The organism is Brenneria sp. hezel4-2-4, assembly GCF_013155275.1.
GTDB lineage: Bacteria > Pseudomonadota > Gammaproteobacteria > Enterobacterales > Enterobacteriaceae > Brenneria.
In genome coordinates this window covers 393,286-415,929 of sequence record NZ_JABJXS010000001.1, presented here as the reverse complement: position 1 = coordinate 415,929, position 22,644 = coordinate 393,286, and the positions used below count along the sequence as shown (strand labels likewise).

16 protein-coding genes are annotated in these 22,644 nt (G+C 52.7%); 11 read left to right on the top strand and 5 right to left on the bottom strand.

Annotated features, from left to right (window positions below):
- The first annotated feature begins 69 nt into the window (after positions 1 to 69).
- From ldtD to HOY33_RS01960, 3 genes are all read left to right on the top strand, one after another.
- The gene (gene ldtD / locus HOY33_RS01970) at positions 70 to 1,821 is read left to right on the top strand and encodes a L,D-transpeptidase (RefSeq protein WP_172288059.1); all 1,752 of its coding nucleotides are present in this window, start codon (positions 70 to 72) and stop codon (positions 1,819 to 1,821) included.
- Positions 1,822 to 2,004: 183 nt separating this feature from the next.
- Positions 2,005 to 2,553 carry a YcbK family protein gene (locus HOY33_RS01965; protein WP_172288057.1) on the top strand — a complete coding sequence of 183 codons (549 nt, stop codon included), beginning with the start codon at positions 2,005 to 2,007 and terminating at the stop codon, positions 2,551 to 2,553.
- Positions 2,554 to 2,602: 49 nt separating this feature from the next.
- A complete protein-coding gene (locus HOY33_RS01960; RefSeq protein ID WP_172288056.1) occupies positions 2,603 to 3,250 on the top strand; it encodes an MBL fold metallo-hydrolase in 648 nt (215 codons plus the stop codon).
- Between the two features lie 135 nt (positions 3,251 to 3,385).
- Here HOY33_RS01960 and HOY33_RS01955 read toward each other — a convergent pair whose 3' ends face one another.
- The 4 genes from HOY33_RS01955 to pncB all read right to left on the bottom strand — a co-directional run bounded on the left by HOY33_RS01955 (position 3,386) and on the right by pncB (position 9,002).
- A complete protein-coding gene (locus HOY33_RS01955; RefSeq protein ID WP_172288054.1) occupies positions 3,386 to 4,576 on the bottom strand; it encodes an amino acid aminotransferase in 1,191 nt (396 codons plus the stop codon).
- Positions 4,577 to 4,810: 234 nt separating this feature from the next.
- Positions 4,811 to 5,923 carry a porin gene (locus HOY33_RS01950; RefSeq protein ID WP_305793235.1) on the bottom strand — a complete coding sequence of 371 codons (1,113 nt, stop codon included), beginning with the start codon at positions 5,921 to 5,923 and terminating at the stop codon, positions 4,811 to 4,813.
- 294 nt (positions 5,924 to 6,217) lie between these two features.
- Positions 6,218 to 7,618 carry an asparagine--tRNA ligase gene (gene asnS / locus HOY33_RS01945; RefSeq protein WP_172288053.1) on the bottom strand — a complete coding sequence of 467 codons (1,401 nt, stop codon included), beginning with the start codon at positions 7,616 to 7,618 and terminating at the stop codon, positions 6,218 to 6,220.
- Positions 7,619 to 7,796: 178 nt separating this feature from the next.
- Positions 7,797 to 9,002, bottom strand: coding sequence for a nicotinate phosphoribosyltransferase (pncB, locus tag HOY33_RS01940; RefSeq protein WP_172288051.1), 1,206 nt, complete (start codon positions 9,000 to 9,002; stop codon positions 7,797 to 7,799).
- A 233-nt stretch (positions 9,003 to 9,235) separates the two neighbouring features.
- On the opposite strand from pncB, the gene pepN reads away from it, so the two are divergent.
- The 3 genes from pepN to HOY33_RS01925 all read left to right on the top strand — a co-directional run bounded on the left by pepN (position 9,236) and on the right by HOY33_RS01925 (position 13,806).
- A complete protein-coding gene (gene pepN / locus HOY33_RS01935) occupies positions 9,236 to 11,851 on the top strand; it encodes an aminopeptidase N (RefSeq protein ID WP_172288050.1) in 2,616 nt (871 codons plus the stop codon).
- Between the two features lie 190 nt (positions 11,852 to 12,041).
- The gene (gene pyrD / locus HOY33_RS01930; protein WP_172288048.1) at positions 12,042 to 13,052 is read left to right on the top strand and encodes a quinone-dependent dihydroorotate dehydrogenase; all 1,011 of its coding nucleotides are present in this window, start codon (positions 12,042 to 12,044) and stop codon (positions 13,050 to 13,052) included.
- A gap of 184 nt (positions 13,053 to 13,236) precedes the next feature.
- Positions 13,237 to 13,806 carry a cell division protein ZapC gene (locus tag HOY33_RS01925; RefSeq protein ID WP_172288047.1) on the top strand — a complete coding sequence of 190 codons (570 nt, stop codon included), beginning with the start codon at positions 13,237 to 13,239 and terminating at the stop codon, positions 13,804 to 13,806.
- A 13-nt stretch (positions 13,807 to 13,819) separates the two neighbouring features.
- On the opposite strand, the gene HOY33_RS01920 is transcribed toward HOY33_RS01925, so the two are convergent.
- Positions 13,820 to 14,923: an MOSC N-terminal beta barrel domain-containing protein gene (locus HOY33_RS01920; RefSeq protein ID WP_172288045.1), complete on the bottom strand. Its 1,104-nt coding sequence runs from the start codon at positions 14,921 to 14,923 to the stop codon at positions 13,820 to 13,822.
- A gap of 97 nt (positions 14,924 to 15,020) precedes the next feature.
- Here HOY33_RS01920 and rlmKL point away from each other — a divergent pair, with 97 nt between their 5' ends.
- The 5 genes from rlmKL (at position 15,021) to pqiC (ending at position 22,589) form a co-directional block, all read left to right on the top strand.
- Complete coding sequence (gene rlmKL, locus HOY33_RS01915) at positions 15,021 to 17,141, top strand: bifunctional 23S rRNA (guanine(2069)-N(7))-methyltransferase RlmK/23S rRNA (guanine(2445)-N(2))-methyltransferase RlmL (RefSeq protein WP_172288044.1); 2,121 nt, start codon at positions 15,021 to 15,023, stop codon at positions 17,139 to 17,141.
- A gap of 5 nt (positions 17,142 to 17,146) precedes the next feature.
- The gene (locus HOY33_RS01910) at positions 17,147 to 19,063 is read left to right on the top strand and encodes an ABC transporter ATP-binding protein (RefSeq protein ID WP_172288042.1); all 1,917 of its coding nucleotides are present in this window, start codon (positions 17,147 to 17,149) and stop codon (positions 19,061 to 19,063) included.
- A 64-nt stretch (positions 19,064 to 19,127) separates the two neighbouring features.
- Entirely contained in the window at positions 19,128 to 20,399 is a 1,272-nt protein-coding gene (gene pqiA, locus HOY33_RS01905) for a membrane integrity-associated transporter subunit PqiA (protein WP_172288041.1), read from the top strand.
- Positions 20,359 to 22,029 (top strand): intermembrane transport protein PqiB, encoded by a 1,671-nt coding sequence (gene pqiB / locus HOY33_RS01900; protein WP_370541581.1) that lies wholly within the window; start codon positions 20,359 to 20,361, stop codon positions 22,027 to 22,029. The genes pqiA and pqiB overlap by 41 nt, the downstream gene beginning before the upstream one ends.
- Positions 22,026 to 22,589 carry a membrane integrity-associated transporter subunit PqiC gene (gene pqiC / locus HOY33_RS01895; RefSeq protein WP_172288037.1) on the top strand — a complete coding sequence of 188 codons (564 nt, stop codon included), beginning with the start codon at positions 22,026 to 22,028 and terminating at the stop codon, positions 22,587 to 22,589. Before pqiB ends, pqiC begins: the two co-directional genes overlap by 4 nt.
- Positions 22,590 to 22,644 lie beyond the last annotated feature (55 nt).

The window sequence follows — 22,644 nt, the reverse complement described above, 5'->3', positions numbered from 1 at the left end:
ATTTATTTACACCATCAAAATGGCTTGTCGTGGAAGGCATTGTGGTTAATGTGTACAGGGGATAAATGGATGTTGTTACATAAGCGAAAAACGCAGAGGCTACTGTGGAGTGGTTGTATTTGGGTCTGTAGCCTGTCTCCTTCGTTTTCGGTGCTGGCAACATCAGCCGTGGCGTTGTCTGGCCTATCCCAAAGTGTGGGGGCCGTTTCGGTGGAACATAGCCGGGCGAGCTTGTTGGCGGCGTTGCCTAAAAGCATTACGCCGTATTATCTCTCCGATTTATCATCGCTCTATGCACAGCATCAAATGCAACCGATGTGGACGGACAGTCGCGCCGTACAGCAGTTTCAACAGCAATTGGCTGAGCTGGCGATGGCTGGCGTGCAGCCGCAGTTTACCACCTGGGTGACCTGGCTTACCGATCCTCAGCTAACCGGTTTTGCGCGTGATATTGTTTTATCCGATGCCATGCTGGGCTATTTACAGTTTGTTTCCGGCGTGGAAAGCAATGGCAATAGCTGGTTATACAGCAGTGTGCCTTATCGTTTGCAATCTCCTTCAGCAATGGTCGTCAGTCAGTGGCAACAGGCGGTGATGGCCGGCAATAACGCCGCTTATGTGGTGGCATTGGCCCCGCAGCATTCACAGTATGCCAAAATGCATCAGGCGCTGAAGGCGATGCTGGCGGATAATCGCCCCTGGCCGACATTGAACCTGTCTGAAAGTTTACGTCCGGGGCAGTCAAGTCAGGCGCTGCCGGCGCTGCGTGAAATTTTGCAGCGCACAGGGATGTTGGCGCCTGCCGGGGAGAGTGCGTTGTTTAATGATCATACGCTGACCGCCGCATCCCCGGCGGCGGCGAGTCAATCTTTGGACAACCCGTCGGCGGACGGCGAGCTTATTGCATCTGAAAATATCTACAGCGGCGAATTGGTCGACGCGGTAAAACGTTTTCAGCACTGGCAGGGGCTGGATGGCGATGGCGTTATTGGTAAGCGAACCCGCGACTGGCTGAATGTTTCGCCGCAAACGCGCGCTACGCTATTGGCGCTGAATATCCAGCGCTTGCGCCTGCTGCCGGATAACGTTCACACCGGCATCATGGTTAATATCCCGAACTACTCGCTGATTTATTATCAGGATGGCGCCGAAAGGCTGTCATCGCGGGTCATTGTCGGCCAGCCGAAGCGCAAAACGCCGCTTATGCGCAGTTCGCTTTATAATGTGGTGGTCAACCCGCCGTGGAACGTGCCGACGACGTTAACGCGACAGGATATTATTCCCAAGGTTATTCAGGATCCCGGTTACTTACAGCGCCACGGTTACACCATTCTGGCTGACTGGAGTCAGGAAGCGGAAGCGATCGATCCGATGATGATTGACTGGCCGATGGTGTCGCCCGGCCGTTTCCCCTATCGCCTGCGCCAGGCGCCGGGGGCAAATAACGCGCTGGGGCGTTATAAGTTCAATATGCCCAATTCTGAAGCGATTTATCTGCACGATACGCCGAATCATAATTTGTTCCAGCGGGATATCCGGGCGCTGAGTTCCGGCTGTGTTCGCGTGAATAAAGCCTCCGAACTTGCCAATATGTTATTGCAGGATACCGGCTGGAATAATGAGCGTATCACGTCGACGCTGGAGCGGGGCAATACCACCTATGTGCCGATGAAACATAGGATCCCGGTAAGTCTTTATTATTTAACCGCATGGGTGGCCGATGACGGTAAGCCGCAGTTCCGAACAGATATTTACAATTATGATGCCACGGCGCGATCGGGGACGCACATTCTGTCCAGAGCCGGGTTGTTATTGCAGTAAGTATTGAATATTTCTGGGTTTAGCGAAATAAGCCCATTATTTGCCAGGCGGGGAATCATTGCGATCCCCCGCAAACCCTTGAGTAAAGCGGGTTGACTCACTTTTCATAGGCGGTTATGGTTCCAGACGGCGCATTTTACGTGCTCCCATGACACCGTTCTTTATATCCAGGTAATCCGCTTTATGGAAGACATCGACAATCATCGCCGTAAATGGCTGGCGCTGGGTGGTGCGGCATTAGGTATTGCACTTCTTCCCGGTCAGGCAATGGCTACGTTATCTACGCCCCGTCCACGTATTTTGACGTTCAATAATCTCAATACGGGAGAACGCCTTAAAGCCGAGTTTTTTGACGGCAGGCGATATAATAAAGAAGAGTTATCCCGTCTTAATCATTTTTTCCGCGATTACCGGGCTAACAAAGTCAAAACGATTGATCCGCAATTGTTTGATCAACTTTATCGATTACAGGTGATGTTGGAAACCAACAAGCCGGTTCAACTGATTTCCGGGTATCGCGCAATAGATACCAATAATGAACTGCGGGCGCATCGCAAAGGCGTCGCCAAGCAAAGCTATCATACCAAAGGGCAGGCGATGGACTTCCATATTGAAGGCGTCCAGCTTGCCAACCTGCGTAAAGCCGCGATGAAAATGCGTGCCGGCGGCGTTGGATATTATCCGCGCAGTAATTTTGTCCATATTGATACGGGGCCTGTTCGCACCTGGTAAACTGACTGGCTGTAATGGATTGTTATTATTTTGTTTATCCCGGAGCAGTATGAAATATCAAATTATCCCCGTTACGGCATTCAGCCAGAATTGCACATTATTATGGTGTGAGAATACCAATGAAGCCGCCATCGTCGATCCCGGTGGGGATGCGGATAAAATAAAACACGCGGTGGCGCAGGCAGGCGTTGCCGTTAAGCAGATTCTGTTGACTCACGGGCATCTGGATCATGTCGGCGCCGCGGCTGAACTGGCGGAATTTTATCAGGTGCCGATTATCGGCCCGCAGATCGAAGATGCGTTCTGGCTGGAAGGATTGCCCGCGCAGAGCCGTATGTTCGGGCTGAGTGAGTGTAAACCGTTAACGCCTTCCCGTTGGTTAAAAGAAGGCGATGAGATTACAATCGGCAAGGTTACCCTTGAGGTATTTCATTGCCCTGGCCATACGCCCGGACATATCGTTTTCTTTGATAAAGTATCGCGTCTGGCGCAGGTGGGTGATGTTATTTTCAATGGCGGCGTGGGGCGCAGTGATTTCCCCCAGGGCGATCATCAGGCTTTAATCTCCTCAATCCGCAATAAATTACTCCCGCTAGGGGATGATATTACCTTTATTCCGGGCCACGGGCCGATATCAACCTTTGGTCAGGAACGTAAAACCAATCCGTTTATTCGCGATGAGCCTGCGGTTTGGTAGCGATGTAATAAACACTTGAACGTCGGCAGCAAAAAACGCCGGCGCGTTTTCAATGTCACCCAGAGACGGTGGCGGTAGATCGCCATAAAAAAGCCGGTTTGTCACCGGCTTTTTTACGTTTATCGGTTGGCTGGTTTACAGCACGGCGACAATGGCTTCACATAGCGGCGCCATATTTTCCGGCGTCATTCCGGCTACGTTAATACGGCCGGAGTTGACGGCGTAAACTCCGAATTCATCCCGCAGCCGTAAAACCTGCTCTTTATTCAGCCCGCTGAATGAGAACATGCCGTTTTGGTTAATAATGAAAGAGAAATCCTGCTTGGCCCCTTTCTCCTGCAAGGTATTCACAAACAGTTGACGCATCCGCTGAATACGTTCGCGCATCGCCGTCAGTTCCTGCTCCCAGATGGCGCGCAAGGCATCGTTAGCCAGAATGGTTGCCACCACCGTTGCGCCGTGAGCGGGAGGATTGGAGTAATTGGCGCGGATAGCGGCTTTCATCTGGCTAAAGGCTTTATCGGCAGTGCCGGCATCGGCGGCAACCAGCGTACAGGCGCCCACACGTTCATTGTACAGACCGAAGTTTTTGGAATAAGAGCTGCAAACGATCAGCTCTTTATGCTTGGCCGCGAAAATACGCAGTCCTTCGGCATCTTCTTCCAATCCGCGGGCAAAACCCTGATAGGCGAAATCGAACAGCGGCAGCCAGCCTTTTTGCACCGAAAGCTCGGCTAATTGCGCCCACTGCTCTGCCGTAGGATCGATCCCGGTAGGGTTGTGGCAGCAGCCGTGGAATAAGACCACATCGCCAGCCTGAGCCGCTTCAAGGCTGCTTAACAGGGCATTAAAGTTTAATGCGTGATTGGCGGCATCGTAGTAATCATATTCACGTACTTCCAGCCCCACGGCGGAGAATACGTTCTTATGGTTCGGCCAGGTCGGGTTGCTGATCCAAATGCGTTTGGCGCTGGTCTGGTTGGCGATAAAGTCGGCCGCCACGCGCAAACCGCCCGTACCGCCCGGCGTTTGCGCCGTACGGGCGCGTTTGTCGGCAATGATGCTATTTTGCTTGCCAAACAGCAGTTCCTGCGTGCACTGACCAAATGCCGGCAAACCGTCAATGCCGAGGTAGTTTTTGGTGGTTTCGTTTTCCAGCAGAAATTGTTCCGCTTTTTTGACGCTGGTTAATACCGGTGTTTTACCGGTTTCATCTTTATAAACGCCGATGCCCAGATTAATTTTATGCGGACGATCGTCGGCGCGGAAAAGATCGGTCAGTCCGAGAATGGGGTCAGCGGGTGCGGCAGCGATATTTTCAAACATTGATAGGGTGTTCCATGGCAGAGATTAAGCAAGAATTCTCAGATTACCGCCAGTAAAAGGCTTTGCCAACCGTTGGGTTAAAAAAGAAAGGGAAATAACCAGCGGAACGGGGGAAACAAAATAAAAGACTGGCAACAAAGGAATAATAGGGACGAAAAAAACAAAAAGGCAGAACCGAAGTTCTACCTTTTCTATACGGTAAACGGTTAATCCGCTATACGGTATGCAATCAACTTAGAACTGATAAACCAGACCAACTGCAACGGTATCGTCATCATTGATACCGTAAGCGTTGTCGTCTTTAATCAGGTTGATTTGGTAATCAACATAGGTAGACATATTTTTATTGAAAGCATAAGTCGCGCCAACGCTGACATATTTGGTGATATAATCGTTTTTACCATTTGCATCATCTTTAGCTTTACCTGATACATATGCTAAAGAAGGCGTTAAGCCAAAATCGAAGTTATACTGAGCTACAGCTTCAAAGATTTTGGTTTTGTCTGCGAAACCATCGGTGTCAGTTAGACTGGCAGGGGTAGATTCCTGGCCAATGAACGACAGGTTGCGGTATTCGCCGTAGGTTGCAGCCAAGTAAATAGCGTTAGCGTCATATTTCAGACCGGTAGCCCAGGCTTCAGCTTTCTTACCACGACCAGTAGTAACAGAACTATTCTGCTCATTAGTACGGTCGATGGCAGCATAAGAAGCTACAACGCCCAGACCAATGTCTGATTCGTAAGAGGATGAAATACCCCAGCCATCACCATTTTGTTCACTGATGTTACTGCGGTTATTCGAGGTATCGCTGCTGTTTTTACCTTGGTATTGAATAGCAAAGTTCCAGCCGTCAACCAGGCCAAAGAAGTCGGTATTACGGTAAGTCGCCACGCCAGTGGAACGGCCAGTCAGGAAGTTATCAGAGTTAGACTGATCGCCACCAAATTCCGGTAATACGTCGGTATAAGCAATACCGTCATAGGCGACACCCTGATTACGACCATAGTCGAAAGAGCCATAGTCAGCGAACTTCAGACCGGCAAAGGCAAAACGAGTTTTGTCGCTGTTAGCTGAACCAGAACTTTCTGATCTGTTCCCTCTGAATTCGTATTCGAAACGACCATAACCAGTTAGGTCGCTGGTGATCTGAGTTTCACCTTTGAATCCCAGACGCGCATAGGTTTTATCGCCGTCATTACCATTATTATCGGAGAAGTAATGCAAGCCATTAACTCTACCAGTCAGATCCAACTTGTTGCCGTCTTTGTTATAAACTTCGGCTGCGTTTGCTGCACCAGCTGCTAACAGAGCCGGGATTACCACTGCGAGAATGTTGCGCTTCATCATTATTACCCTCATTGGTGTTATTCAGACACCTGCCACTGCCATAAAAAGTTCCTTATGGAACATTCCTGAAAGTTTGGTGTCTTCCTGTGTCTGAACGCAGTTTTCCATTCACACGCCTGTTAATCCACCCCGAAAATGCTACTAACTTCGTAATCCAGTAACTAATGGAAAATATGTATTACAAAATGTAAATTTTAGGGAACTTTGTGACGCATAACTAAAATTAAAAAAAAAGAGTCGGGAAAACCGACTCTTCTTTGCTACCTATTTGTTTTACTTATATTAAATTTTTATTTAGAAACTGGCGTTTCTCGGTGTACGCGGGAAGGGGATAACATCGCGCACGTTTTGTACGCCGGTAACATAGGCAATCAGACGTTCAAATCCCAATCCGAATCCGGAATGAGGGATGGTGCCGTAACGGCGTAAATCGCGATACCACCAGTAGTCTTCTTTACTCAGTCCCATCTCTTCCAAACGTTTGTCCAACTGATCCAGACGCTCTTCACGCTGAGATCCGCCGATGATTTCACCAATGCCCGGCGCTAATACGTCCATGGCGGCAACGGTTTTACCGTCGCTGTTCATGCGCATATAGAAGGCTTTGATATCTTTCGGGTAGTTTTTAACCACCACCGGCGCTTTGAAATGTTTCTCCGCCAGATAACGTTCGTGCTCTGAGGAAAGATCGACGCCCCAGTACACCGGATTTTCAAATTTTTGCCCGCAGTTCAGCAGGATTTCGACGGCGTCGGTGTAATCGACCTGAGCAAAATCAGAGGTGATAAAGCTTTCCAGACGGCTGACCGCTTCTTTATCCACCCGCTCGGCAAAAAACGCCATGTCGTCCGCCCGTTCATCAAGCACCGCTTTAAACACATACTTCAACAGGCTTTCGGCCAGTCCGGCGATATCGTCCAGAGAGGCAAAGGCCACTTCCGGTTCGATCATCCAGAATTCGGCCAGGTGACGGCTGGTGTTGGAGTTTTCCGCCCGGAAAGTCGGGCCGAAAGTATAAACTTTAGACAGCGCGCAGGCATAGGCTTCGCCATTTAACTGGCCTGAAACCGTCAGGAAGGCCTCTTTACCAAAAAAGTCCTCGCTGAAATCGACTTTACCTTGTTCAGTCCGCGGCAGGTTTTCCAGATCGAGGGTGGAAACTCGGAACATTTCCCCCGCGCCTTCGGTGTCGGACGCGGTAATCAGCGGAGTTGACACCCAGAAGTAACCCTGTTCGTGGAAGAAACGATGAATAGCCTGAGCCAGCGTATGACGAACGCGGGCCACCGCGCCGATCAGGTTCGTCCGGGGACGTAAATGCGCGACTTCACGCAGATATTCGATGCTATGGCGTTTGGCCGCCATGGGATAGGTATCGGGATCGTCCACCCAGCCAATAACCTTGACTTCGGATGCCTGCAACTCAAAGCTCTGACCCTCGCCCGGAGAGGCGACGACGTTGCCGGTGACTTCCACGGAACACCCTGTAGTCAAACGCAGGACGTCGTCTTGGTAATTGGAGAGATTATTATTAACGACAGCCTGTAATGGATTAAAGCAGGAGCCGTCATAAACGGCAACAAAGGAGATACCGGCTTTAGAATCTCTCCGGGTACGCACCCAGCCGCGCACGGTGACTTCGCTGTCAACGGCAACACGGCCTTGCAGTACGTCGACTACAGGCACTACGCTCATAAAATTCTCTCTTCAATTAATAGTGTTTAAAAACAGTGAATGCCCTGTCTGCGGGCATTTCGTTATGTTACTTGCCGTCGGGCAGGACACAAGCAGAAATCGCCGGAATGCCATAAAGTTTTGCGCATTCCGGCGTGGCTGGGTTAAAAGTTATCCAATCAAAGGGTCTCGAAACGGGTCAACTGGCTTTTTTAACGCGGGGGAGGGCGAAAGCTTTGCGTAATTCGCACACGAAAGCCTGATCCTGACAAATCGTTTTACCGGGGCTGTCAGACAGTTTCGCCACTGGTTTACCATTGCATTCCACCAGCTTAATCACGATATTCAAGGGGTTGACCCCGGGAATATCACACGTCAGACGCGTCCCTATACCAAATACCAGATTGATGCGCTGCCAGAAATGGCGGTAGAGCGCCAGCGCTTTATCAAGATTCAAATTATCAGAGAATACCAGCGTCTTGCTTAACGGATCGATGTCCAGGCGCTGATAGTGGGCAATGGCTTTTTCTCCCCAGGCAACGGGATCGCCGGAGTCATGCCTCAGCCCCTGGTAAGACGTGGCGAACGGGCGATCGAAGTCGCGCAGGAAGGCATCCATGGTAATGCAGTCTGTCAGCGCGATACCCAACTGGTCGGGATATTCACGTAACCACATCTGTAAGGCGGCGCGCTGGCTGTTGGCAAGCACCGGGGTTATCCGTTGGTGAGCCTGGAACCATTCGTGCGCCTGCGTGCCGACGGGAGCCAGTTTTAATCGGCGAGCCAAGTCATAGTTGCTGGTGCCGATTAAATAAGGAAACTCGGCCTGCAACGTACTGACAATCGTCTGTTGCACATCTTGTGAGAAGCGACGACGGGTGCCGAAATCCATCAGCTTGAAATGGCTGATATCGACATCGGCGCTGATTTTACGGAAGTGCTCAAATGTCTTATGCAGTTGATCCAGCGCCTGCGCCGCGCCAACCAGAGGAGAGCGGTTGCGGTGGACGACTTCGCTAATCACCGCCAGCAGCGGGACTTCCCATAAAATGACCTCGCGCCACGGCCCGGCAATACGGATATCCAATTTGCCGTGATGATTTTTAATACTGACCTGTTGCGGATTAAAACGAAATTTCCGCAGCCAGTTGAGATAGTCCTGTTTAAAGAAAGGGAGAGAAGAAAGATAACTGAATTCTTCGTCACTCAAAACCAGGTACCGCATAAGATCAACCTGTTCGGCGATCTCTTCAGCATAGATTCCTAACAACTCATCGCCGCGGCAGCGGAATTCAGCCGCTACATCGACAGGATAATAATGATGATATACCGCCTGTTGCATATGCAGCTTATAGGCATCGGTATCCAATAATGAGGTTAGAATCGGGGAAGTGTGTAAAGTCATAATGCGTTACAGCATCCTCGTTAGACGCATATCCACAGTCGGGACAATCGGCAGGGTTCACGCAGTATACCCTGCTTAGCCAAATTTTGCCTTATCACAACATAATGGGGCCGCTTAGGCGAGATTCAAATGTGCTCTGAGATGATTATTATTCTCATTATTTTATCATGGTAACATTGGCGTAACAGGCATAAACTTAATTTCTGAAGCTTATGACGAGGTGAAAACTTTATATGAATCAACAGCCGCAAGTAAAATATCGCCAGGACTACCGAGCGCCGGATTACACCATTACCGATATTGCGCTGGATTTTGAACTGGATGCGGAGAAAACCCATGTAAAAGCAGTGAGTCAGGTGGTGTTGCAAGGTCAACCGGGCGCGCCGCTGAAGCTGGACGGCGAGGGCCTCAAGCTGGTAAGCCTGCATGTGGATGGCTCGTCATGGCCGCATTATCAGCAACAGGATAACGGGCTGATACTGACGCAGTTACCGGCTGAATTTACGCTGAGTATTGAAACTGAAATCAATCCGGCGGCCAATAGCGCGCTGGAAGGGTTATACCAGTCAGGCGAAGCGCTGTGCACCCAGTGCGAGGCGGAAGGCTTCCGTCACATTACCTATTACCTCGATCGCCCGGACGTGCTGGCTAAATTCACCACGCGCATCACTGCCGACAAGTCGCGTTATCCCTATTTGCTTTCCAACGGTAACCGGATTGCGCAAGGCGATCTCGCCGACGGCCGCCATTGGATCGAATGGCAGGATCCGTTCCCCAAACCGTGCTATCTGTTTGCGCTGGTGGCGGGGGATTTTGATGTCTTACAGGATCGCTTTACCACCCGATCCGGCCGGGATGTGGCGCTTGAGCTGTATGTCGATCGCGGCAATCTGGATCGCGCCGGCTGGGCGATGGCCTCATTGAAGAATGCCATGAAGTGGGATGAAACCCGTTTCGGGCTGGAGTATGACCTCGACATCTATATGGTTGTGGCGGTGGACTTCTTCAATATGGGCGCGATGGAAAATAAAGGATTGAATGTATTCAACTCCAAATATGTGCTCGCCAAGGCTGAAACCGCAACCGATAAAGATTATCTGAATATCGAAGCGGTGATCGGTCACGAGTATTTCCATAACTGGACCGGAAATCGCGTCACCTGCCGTGACTGGTTCCAACTGAGTTTGAAAGAGGGGCTGACGGTTTTCCGCGATCAGGAGTTCAGTTCCGACCTGGGTTCCCGCGCGGTTAATCGTATTGATAACGTGCGTGTGATGCGCGGGGCGCAGTTTGCCGAGGACGCCGGCCCGATGTCCCATCCTATTCGTCCCGATCAGGTGATAGAAATGAACAATTTCTATACCTTGACGGTGTACGAAAAAGGATCGGAAGTGATCCGGATGATGCATACTTTATTAGGGGAAGAGAAATTTCAGGCCGGGATGCGTCTCTACTTTGAGCGTCATGATGGCAGCGCAGCGACCTGCGATGATTTCGTCCAGGCGATGGAAGACGCTTCCGGTGTGGATCTCGCTCAGTTCCGCCGCTGGTACAGTCAGTCGGGTACGCCGGTGCTGACGGTGCGCGACGATTACGATCCGCAAACGCAGCAATATTTATTGAGCGTCAGCCAGATGACGCCGGTGGGGGCCGATAAGCAGGCCAAACTGCCGCTGCATATCCCGCTGGATATTGAATTGTACGACCAGAAGGGACAGGCGATCCCGCTGCAAAGAAACGGTCAGCGGCTGTCTTCCATATTGAACGTGACCGAAGCAGAGCAAACCTTTATTTTCGATCGGGTTCCCTGTCAGCCGGTTCCTTCTTTATTACGTGAGTTTTCCGCGCCGGTAAAACTGAATTATGCCTGGAGCGATGCGCAACTGACATTCCTGATGCGTCACGCCAGCAATGCGTTTTCTCGTTGGGATGCGGCGCAAAGTCTGCTGGCCAATTACATTCGTCTGAATGTTTCCCGTTATCAGCAACAGCAGTCGCTTTCGTTACCGATGCATGTAGTTGATGCTTTCCGCGCTATTTTGCTGGATGAAAATCTGGATCCCATGCTGGCATCGCAGATCCTGACGCTGCCAAGCGAGAATGAAATCGCCGAGCTGTTCGACACCATCGATCCGGTGGCGATCGCGGCGGTGCGCGATGGCCTGATCCGCGCGATGGCAAAAGAGATGGCGGATGAATGGCTGGCGGTTTATCGCGCCAATCAGACGCCGCAATATCGCATTGAGCACGCGGATATCGGTAAACGCGCCTTGCGGAATATTTGCCTGTATTATCTGGCGTTTGGCGATGAAGTTCAGGCCGACAACCTGGTAACCGCGCAGTTCCAGCAGGCCGATAACATGACGGACTCGCTGGCGGCGCTGTCCGCTGCGGTTAGCGCGCAGTTACCGGGACGTGATGCGCTGTTGGCCCGCTTTGACGATCGCTGGCATCAGGACGGCCTGGTCATGGATAAATGGTTTACGATCCAGGCTACCAGCCCGGCGGCGGATGTGCTTGAGCGGGTTCGTGAACTCCAGCGCCATCGCTCGTTCAGCCCGAACAACCCGAATCGTCTGCGGGCGCTGATTGGGGCGTTCGTCGCCGCTAATCCTTCCGCATTCCATGCGGAAGATGGCAGCGGTTATCGTTTCCTGACCGAGGTGCTTATCGATCTTAATACCCGCAATCCGCAGGTCGCCGCGCGGTTAATTGAGCCGTTAATCCGCTTAAAACGTTATGACGCCAAACGGCAGGGGTTGATGCGTCAGGCGCTGGAACAGTTGAAAACGCTGGAGAATTTGTCTGGCGATCTGTTCGAGAAGATCGGCAAAGCGTTGCAGGATTAACGCTTTTTCCTCGCCTTATTTGGTCTTTTCCCCGTGGTGAGATGCCCGTGATATCGGGCATCTCACCTCTCTTTCAGGTTTGCGGCTAATCAACGGAATTGCGCAAACGTTTTACTTTCCGCTGTGATGGAACTACCATCTCGCCGTATTCCGACTTTGTTTATTCGCGATTGGGATCTCAGGAGACGATATGTTCTATCCCGTTATCAAGAAAGCGTTATTTCAGCTCGATCCAGAACGAGCGCATGAGTTGACCTTCCAGCAATTACGCCGCATTACCCATACCCCTTTTGAATTTCTCGTCCGTCAGTCCGTTCCGACCAAACCCGTTAGCTGCATGGGATTGTCATTTAAAAATCCACTTGGCCTGGCCGCAGGGCTTGATAAAGACGGCGACTGTATTGACGCATTGGGCGCAATGGGGTTTGGCTTTATTGAAGTGGGAACGGTCACGCCGCGTCCGCAACCCGGGAACGATAAGCCGAGATTGTTCCGCATTGTTGAAGCCGAAGGATTAATTAATCGGATGGGCTTTAATAATAAAGGCGTCGATTATCTGGTCGAGAATGTCAAAAAATCACAATTTGGCGGCGTGTTGGGGATCAATATCGGTAAAAATAAAGATACCCCGGTAGAACAGGGTAAAGAGGATTATCTGATCTGCATGGATAAGATCTATCCTCACGCCGGCTATATTGCGATAAATATCTCTTCGCCCAATACGCCGGGATTGCGCACGCTGCAATATGGCGAGGCGCTGGACGATCTTTTACTGTCGATAAAGAATAAGCAGACTGAGTTAAGTGAGAAATATCAGAAATATGTTCCGCTGGCAGTAAAGATCGCGCCGGATCTTTCTGAAGAGGAATTGATCCAAATAGCCGACAGCCTGGTTCGTCATAACATTGACGGCGTGATTGCCACCAATACCACGCTCGACAGAAAATTGATCCAGGGATTAAATCACTGCGGTCAGACCGGAGGATTAAGCGGTCGTCCTTTACAGCTGCATAGCACGGAAATTGTCCGGCGGTTATCGCAGGAATTAGCCGGACGATTGCCGATTATCGGCGTAGGCGGCATTGATTCTTTGGTTGCCGCGCGTGAAAAACTGGATGCGGGCGCGACATTGATTCAGATATATTCAGGCTTTATTTTCCGGGGACCCGGCCTGATTAAAGATATTGTTACGCATATTTAATCATTTCTGTCTTTCATTTATCTCCGGGGGTTTATTTATTCCCCCGGCTAGTCTATATTTTACTCGTTTGCATAAATAAACTATCAACACCTGCCGGTTTTTTTATTGCATAGTTTTTTATTACATGGTTTTGCAATCAGCCATTTCCTATAATAGATGCAACAAAAGGCGAAGGGTAAATAATATGAAGTTAAAACCTGACGATAACTGGCGCTGGTATTTTGATACCGAACACGATCGGGTGATGCTGGATCTCGCCAATGGCATGTTATTCCGTTCGCGTTTCCCGTCTAAAATGTTAACCCCGGATGCGTTTAATGAAAGTGCATTTTGTGTTGAAGACGCGGCTTTATTTTTTACCTATAACGAAAAGTGCCAAAAGATGGCATTGAGTCGCGACCTTCAGGGTGAGCTAATTTTGAATGCGCTGGTCGCCAGTCGTTTTCTTAAACCGCTGATGCCCAAAAGCTGGCATTTCGTGCAGCAGCATGCCGCGACTGTACCCGCGCCGCAGGCGGGCGATATCGTTCAGGTTCAATTGACCGAAAACAATGATACCGCGTGTTTTCTGATCGCCGAAGCCGGCGATAAAGCCAGCCTGTGTCTGCTGGCGCAGGAACAGCTAATACTGAACGCCAAAATGATGGTGCTGGGGGATGCGATAAAAATCATGCATGACCGATTATTGCCGGTTGCCATCCAGAGTGAACCTGAACAGACGCCATCGTCTTATCTGTTCGCCAAGGTCGTTTAACCTCTGGCATCTGCTATTGCAGGCGGATATCGCTTTGCGGAATGCAGCTACAGGCGAGGATCGCGCCATTTTCTCCGATTGCGCTTTTCTTGAGCGCTGAGACCGTGCCGCTGATTAACGTCAGCTTACAACAGCCGCATACGCCGGCCCGACAGGAATAGGGAACGCGCATGCCTTGTTGTTCCAGCTGTTCCAGCAGGATTTGCTGATTATTTCCCATCAGACGTTTGCCCTGATACTCAATCGTTACGGTTTGTTGTTCTTTCTCCGGCGCGGGAACGTTCTCCACGACTGGCCCTGAACCATAGTGACGAGGCGGTTTGACGGCCAGCACCTCCAACGCATCGCCGACTCGAATAATACCGGAATTCCTGGCGATCAGATTTTGCCCGAAATCGACGTCGCCATTTTCCGCGGTGCGGAACGATTGCAAGGTTGCCAGCGGTTCCGCGGTCGGGTGTTTTATGCCGCGTTCAATGCTGACGGTGGTCAGAACACAGCGGCTGCAAGGCTTGACCACATCGAAAATGACCTCGCCGATGCGAAGGGTTTGCCAGCTATCTTCCGCAAACGCCGACGCGCCGGCGACCACCAGATTCGGGCGGAACTGCTCCAGTCTGATGCCTGCCGGACAGCGCTGACGCAGCGCCTGGAAAGAGGCGTCGTTGATCAGTAAAAACGGATAACCGTCGGCAAAAGAGAGTGGAACGTCGGGGCGACGCTTGACGCGCCGCGACGGCGCGTTGCCGACCCAACGCAATTGCACCGGACGTTGAAAATAGCGGCTCAGCCACTGGTTAACGGAATCAGGGGCGATAAGTGAGGTAAAGTGATTGCCCCAGACCTCCGTGGGCTGCGGCGTGTTGATGAAATCAGTAAAGCGAACGCTGGCGGTTTGCCCGTCGGGGGCGGAAATAAACACGCCATCCGCCAGCAGGGCCGGGGTAAACCGCACCATCTGCGGATACTGGCGGGCGGTGATAAAGGTTCCGTCGGGCTCGGTTACCATGAAAGTACGATCGTGCGCCAAACCGCCTGGGGACGCCAAGGCATGGGACAACTGCAAGCCGCGCATGGATTTTACCGGATGAATATAAAGCCGCGTTACGCCGAGCACTGATTGATCCTTGCTGAAGTAAAACGGCAACTTTATGACAAGCGTCACGGATTAGCTATAATGCGGCTCAATTTTCTTTATTGGTGATATCGACGATATGAATGCTCTGTTTGCCAGCACGGCCCGTGGTCTGGAAGAACTGTTAAAAAGTGAGCTGGAAGCGCTGGGCGCGCAGGCCTGTGCCGTGGTGCAGGGCGGGGTGCATTTTCAGGGTGATAACCGCCTGCTTTATCAGAGTCTGCTGTGGAGTCGTCTGGCATCACGTATTCTGCTGCCGCTGAATGAATTTAAGGTGCATAGCGATCTGGATTTGTATCTCGGCGTACAGGCGATTGACTGGTCGACGATTTTCAGCGTCGACAAAACCTTTGCGGTGCATTTTACCGGCACCAATGACGATATCCGCAATAGTCAGTATGGCGCGTTAAAAGTAAAAGATGCGATTGTGGACAGCTTTACCCGTAAGACCGGTCAACGACCTGATGTGGCTAAACAGCAGCCGGATATCCGCATCAATGTTTTTTTACAGCGCGACACGGCAAGCGTGGCGCTGGATCTTAGCGGCGAGGGTTTGCATCAGCGCGGCTATCGCGATTTGGCGGGGCTGGCGCCGTTGAAAGAAAATCTGGCGGCCGCCATTGTCTTGCGCTCCGGCTGGCAAAAGGGCACCCCGCTGGTTGATCCGATGTGCGGCTCCGGCACGTTATTGATCGAAGCGGCGATGATTGCCGCCGATCGCGCGCCCGGTTTGCATCGTACCCACTGGGGATTCAGCGCCTGGTTGCAGCATGATGCCGAGTTATGGCATGAAATCACCACCGAAGCGCAGCGGCGCGCCCGGCAGGGATTACAGGAAACCACTTCGCGTTTCTTTGGTTCGGATAACGATCGCCGGGTGATCGACATTGCCCGGGCCAATGCCCGTCGGGCGGGCGTGGCTGATTTAATTACCTTCAGCGTCAAAGACGCCGTACAGCTTCAGAATCCGTTACCCGCAGGGCCGAAAGGCACGGTCGTCAGTAACCCGCCGTACGGGGAGCGTCTGGAAAGCGAACCGGCGCTGATCGCGCTGCACAATATGTTGGGTCGCAAGATGAAAAGCGATTTCGGCGGCTGGCAACTGTCGTTATTCAGCGCCTCTCCGGAATTGCTCAGCTGTCTGCAACTGCGCGCTGAACGCCAGTTCAAGGCCAAAAACGGCCCGCTGGACTGTGTGCAGAAAAATTATCAACTGGCGGAAAGTCAGGGGGCGGCGGGCGCGGGGCAGATCGCCGAGGATTTCGCCAACCGGCTGCGTAAAAATCTGCGTAAGCTGGAAAAATGGGCGCAACAGCAGGGCATTGAGTGTTACCGCCTGTATGACGCCGATCTGCCCGAATACAATGTCGCCGTCGATCGTTACGGCAGTTGGGTGGTGGTGCAGGAGTACGCGCCGCCTAAAACCATTGATGCGCAGAAAGCCCGCCAGCGTCTGTTTGATGTGATCAACGCCACGCTGAGCGTGCTGGAACTGCCGTCGAATCGTCTGATCCTGAAGACCCGTGAGCGTCAGAAGGGGAAAAGCCAATATGAAAAATTGGCGCAAAAGGGCGAATTTTTGCTGGTGGAAGAGTATAACGCCAAGCTGTGGGTCAATCTAACAGACTATCTGGATACCGGCTTGTTCCTCGATCACCGCATCGCCCGTAAAATGCTCGGTGAGATGAGCCGGGGCAAAGATTTTCTCAACTTGTTCGCCTATACCGGCACGGCCAGCGTGCATGCCGGGTTGGGCGGCGCGCGTAGCACCACCACCGTGGATATGTCGCGAACCTATCTGGAATGGGCGGAGAAAAACCTGCGGGTCAATGGCCTGACCGGGCGGCAACATCGCCTGATCCATGCCGATTGCCTGTCGTGGCTGCGTGAAACGAATGAACAATTTGACGTTATTTTTATCGATCCGCCGACGTTTTCCAATTCCAAACGCATGGAAGACACCTTTGACGTACAGCGCGATCATCTGGCGTTAATGAAAGATCTTAAACGGCTGCTGCGTCGCGGCGGAACGATCATGTTCTCCAACAACAAACGCGGATTCCAGATGGATATGCCGGGATTGGCTGCGTTAGGTCTGGCGGCGCACGAGATCACCGCCCGTACCCAATCACAGGATTTTGCCCGCAACCGTCAGATTCATAACTGCTGGCTGCTAAAGCATGCCGGCGAGGAAAAGTAATAGCAATGTCATTAATCAGCGTATCGGGCGCATGGCTGTCATTCAGCGACGCCCCCCTGTTGGATAACACCGAACTTCATATCGAAGAAAACGAACGCGTTTGTCTGGTCGGCCGCAATGGCGCGGGCAAGTCGACGCTGTTGAAAATACTGGCCAAAGAAATTCCGCTGGATGACGGCCGGATCACCTATGAGCAAGACTTGATCGTCGCGCGTCTGCAACAGGATCCGCCGCGCGATATCGCCGGCAGCGTATTTGATTTTGTCGCTGAAGGCGTCGCCGCGCAGGCGGATTATCTGAAGAATTATCACGCGACGCTGCGCCTGGTAGAAACCGATCCCAGTGAAAAGAATCTGAATCAGCTGGCCAAGCTTCAGGATATTCTTGAGCACCAGGGGCTGTGGCAGTTGGAAAGCCGCATTCACGAGGTGCTGGAACAGCTTGGCCTGGCCGCCGACGCGCCGCTGGCGTCCTTATCCGGCGGCTGGCTGCGTAAAGCGGCGCTGGGGCGGGCGCTGGTCAGTTCGCCCCGGGTTTTGCTGCTGGATGAACCGACCAACCACCTTGACATCGAAACCATTGATTGGCTGGAAGCCTTTCTGAAAACCTTCCAGGGCAGCATCGTGTTTATTTCCCACGACCGTTCCTTTATACGCAATATGGCGACCCGGATTGTCGATTTGGATCGCGGCAAGCTGGTGTCCTGGCCGGGAAATTACGATAAGTATCTGGCCGGGAAAGAAGAAGCGCTGCGGGTGGAAGATCTGCAAAATGCCGAGTTCGATCGCAAACTGGCGCAGGAAGAAGTGTGGATCCGGCAGGGCATCAAGGCACGTCGCACGCGTAATGAAGGCCGGGTGCGCGCGCTGAAAGCCATGCGGAATGAGCGTTCGCAGCGCCGTGAAGTGATGGGCGCGGCGAAAATGCAGGTGGAGGAAGCCGCACGTTCCGGCAAAATCGTGTTTGAACTGGAAGAGGTTAACTATCAGATCGATAATAAGGTTTTGACGCGTAATTTCTCGGCGCAGGTACAGCGCGGCGATAAAATCGCCCTGGTGGGGCCGAACGGCTGCGGTAAGACCACGCTGTTAAAGCTGATGCTGGGCGAACTGACGCCAAGCAGCGGACGGGTACACTGTGGAACCAAGCTGGAAGTGGCCTATTTCGATCAGCACCGCGCCGAGTTGGATCCGGAGCGTACGGTGATGGATAACCTGGCGGAAGGCAAACAGGAAGTGATGGTCAATGGCCGCCCGCGTCATGTGCTGGGGTATTTGCAGGACTTCCTGTTCCATCCCAAACGCGCGATGACGCCGGTAAAGGCGCTGTCCGGGGGCGAACGTAATCGGTTATTGCTGGCGCGCTTGTTCCTGAAGCCCAGTAATTTGCTGATCCTCGATGAACCCACCAACGATCTGGACGTGGAAACGCTGGAATTGCTGGAAGAGTTGATCGACAGCTACCAGGGTACGGTACTGTTGGTGAGCCACGATCGCCAGTTTGTGGATAATTCGGTGACGGAGTGTTGGATCTTTGAGGGCAACGGGGTGATTTCCCGCTATGTCGGCGGCTACTACGATGCCCAGCAGCAGCGTAGCGAGTCGACGCCGCTGCGCACCGCGTCTGCATCCTCCGCGCCGGCGCAGACATCATCCGTGGGCAACGGCAGCGCGCCGCCCGCTAAACGCAATGCGGGAAAACTCAGCTATAACCAACAGCGCGAGTTGGATCAACTGCCGTTGCAAATCGAGCAACTGGAACAGCAAATCGAGGCGCTGCAAACACAAATGAGCGATAGCGGATTTTTCAGTCGTCCGCACGAGGAAACCCAGCAGGTGCTGACGGCATTGGCGGAGGCTGAAAAAACGCTGGAATCCTGTTTTGAACGTTGGGAAGCGCTTGAAGCGCAAAGGAACGGCTGATTTAGCATTAAACGGCCTGACGCGATGGCCGCGTCAGGCGCATTCCTGAAGGAGACGGCGAGCGGTGTGTTCTCACGACCATCATCACGATGACTATATGTTATGCCCGCAGTGTGATTTGTTGGTCAAACTGCCGCAGTTGGCGCATGGTCAAAAAGCGGTGTGCCCGCGCTGTAAAACGGCGCTGACCAGCTATCAGACGGAACCGCGCAAACGCCCGATCGGTTATGCCTTGAGCGCGCTGTTTATGCTTTTGCTGGCTAATCTGTTCCCGTTTGTTTCCATGCGGGTCGCCGGCGTCACCAGCAAGATCACCCTGATTGAAATCCCCAAAGTGATGGTGGCGGAAGATTATGCCAGCGTGGCGACGCTGTTTATGCTGTTTGTTCAGCTTGTTCCCGCCATGTGTATGGCGACGGTGATTCTGCTGTGTTTGCGTATCTCGTTACCGCTGGCGATAAAAAAAGTCATGGGGAAGATCCTGTTCCAACTGAAAGCCTGGGGCATGGCGGAGATTTTCCTGGCCGCGGTGCTGGTCAGTTTCGTCAAACTGATGGCTTACGGCGATATTGGCGTTGGAAACAGCTTTATTCCCTATGTGCTGTTCTGCGTGCTGCAACTGTTGACGTTCCAAAGTCTGGATCGCCGCTGGTTGTGGAACGATATCGTGCCGCCGCCCGATCTGCCGGCCATTCCGCAGACCGGCGTCAGCGGATTGGCGCAAGGGCTTCGCTCCTGTCGGTGCTGTACGGCGATATTGCCCGCCGATCGGTTGGTTTGCCCGCGTTGCCACAGTCGCGGACATGCGCGCAGAAAACACAGTCTGCAATGGACGATGGCGCTGTTGATCACGTCGGTAATGCTGTATATCCCCTCGAATCTGATGCCCATTATGATAACGGAATCGTTAGGCAGCCTGATGGGATCGACGATTATGTCCGGCGTCATCTTTTTGTGGGGATCGGGATCGTATCCGGTGGCGATGGTGATTTTCATTGCCAGCATCATGGTGCCGTCGCTGAAAATGCTGGCATTAGGGTGGTTATGCTGGAGCGCCGGCGGCAAGGGGAAACCGGATAGCGAGCGCCTGCATGTGGTGTATGAAATAGTGGAATTTGTCGGGCGCTGGTCGATGATCGATGTGTTTGTTATCGCCGTGCTGTCGGCGCTGGTGCGCGTCGGGCTGCTAATGAGCATTTATCCTGCCATTGGCGCGGTGCTGTTTGCTTCGGTGGTGATCCTGACGATGTTTGCCGCTATGACCTTTGATCCCCGGTTACTGTGGGATCGCCGTGATGATGTTTTGCATAAGGAGTCCTCCGTTGACGAAAGATAAATACGCCGTTGCGGGCGTAGAAACGATTAAACGCTGGTCGCCTGTCTGGATCGTTCCGATAGTAACGGTGTTGATCGGGGCGTGGATACTGTTTTATCACTTTAGCCATTTGGGGCCGCAGGTCACGTTGGTGACCAGTAATGCCGAGGGCATTGAAGCGGGGAAAACCACGATCAAGAGCCGCAGCGTGGATGTCGGCATCGTCGAAAGCGTCGAACTGAGCGACGATCTCCATCGGGTGGAAATCAAAGCGCGCCTGCATGATGATATGGATGGTTTGCTCAAGGAGGACTCGGCGTTCTGGGTGGTTAAACCGCAGGTCGGGCGCGCGGGGATCTCCGGTCTGGGCACGCTGCTGTCGGGCGCTTATATTGAACTTCAGCCCGGTTCTCACCACGGCGAAAAAAAGGAATTTACCCTGCTGGATTCACCGCCTTTGGCCTCCCCGGATGCCAAAGGCATTCGCGTTATTCTCGACAGCGAGCAGGCCGGTCAACTGAATGCCGGCGATCCGGTACTGTTTCGCGGTTATCGGGTCGGCTCGGTTGAAACCAGCGAGTTCGATCCCGGCGCGCGGAAAATGCGCTATCAACTCTTTATTTCCGCACCTTACGACAGTTTGGTGACCACCAACGTTCGTTTCTGGAAAGACAGCGGCGTGTCTTTTGATATGTCGGCGCAGGGGATGCGGCTGGAAATGGGATCGATAGCCACGCTGTTCAGCGGCGGCGTAAGCTTTGATGTGCCGACTGGCTGGGGGCCCGGCGACCCGGCCGTCGCGCAGGCCGAATATCGGCTATTCAACAACCAGCGCAGCATTCAGGATTCGCTATATACCGATTACCGCGAGTATCTGGTGTTTTTCAGCGAATCCATTCGCGGATTGCAACCCGGCGCGCCGGTTGAATTCCGGGGGATCCGGCTGGGGACGGTGGCGACGGTGCCGTTCTTCACCAAGGATCTGAAACAGAATATCGATAACGATTACCGGATCCCGGTATTGATCCGCATTGAACCCGATCGCTTTGATCACAAGTTGGGCGGCAAATTCGATTTCGAACAGCATTTGAGCAAAGCCCAGCCGTTAGGGCTGCGGGCGGCGTTAAAAAGCGCGAATCTTCTGACCGGGTCGCTATATATCGATCTCGATTTTTATCCGCATGAAAAGGTGGATAAAAGGCTGCTGACGATTGATGGTTATCCGGTATTACCGACCGTTAGCGGCGGTCTGTCTCAGATTCAGCATAAGTTGATGTCGGTACTGGATAAAGTGAATGCATTGCCGCTGAATCCGATGGTGAACGAAGCAACCAAAACGTTGGCGGAAAGTCAGGCAACGCTGCGCGAAATGCAAAAAACGCTGGCCTCGCTCAATGCGATCACCACCAGCAAGGCGATGCAGGATCTGCCGCAGGATATGCAGCAAACCTTGCGCGAGCTGAACCGCAGCATGAAAGGCTTCCAGCCAGGCTCCCCGGCTTATAACAAGATGCTGGGCGATATGCAGCGGCTGGATCAGGTACTGCGCGAGCTACAGCCCGTTCTGCGCACCTTGAATGAGAAGAGCAACGCCCTGGTGTTTGAGGCATCGGGCAGCGAAGATCCTCAACCGAAGAAGGCAAAACAATGATGAAAGGATGGACTCTGGCGTTGGTGTTGTTGCTGACGGCCTGCGGCAGCAACCCGCAAAAAACCTACTATCAGTTGCCGGCTATGCAGGAGGCGGTTGCGCCGGTCGAGAAAACGGCGAACGGCCGGCAATTGTGGCTGGAACACCTCAGCCTAGCGGACTATCTGGCGAGTGCGGGGTTGGTTTACCAAACTAATGATGTGCAATATGTCATTGCCAGCAATAACCTGTGGGCCAGCCCGCTGGAGCAACAGCTCCAGCAATCGCTGGTGGCGAATTTGAGCCACGACATGCCGGGGTGGCTGGTGACGACTCAGCCGCAGGGGAGTGAGCAATCGGTGCTGAATATCTCGGTGACCGCTTTTCACGGCCGTTACGATGGCAAAGTCGCGATCCGCGGGGAATGGGTGCTGAATCATCACGGACAATTGCTTAAACAACCGTTTAACCTGGTGCTGCCGCAGTCGGAGGATGGCTATGATGCGCTGGTCAGAACGTTGGCGCAGGGATGGCGGCAGGTCGCGCAATCCATCGCCCAGCAGACGGCTTCAACCTATTAGTCCTGATGATTGACGGGGTCTCTGGGGGCGATGGCCGGAATGGGCATCGCCCTCA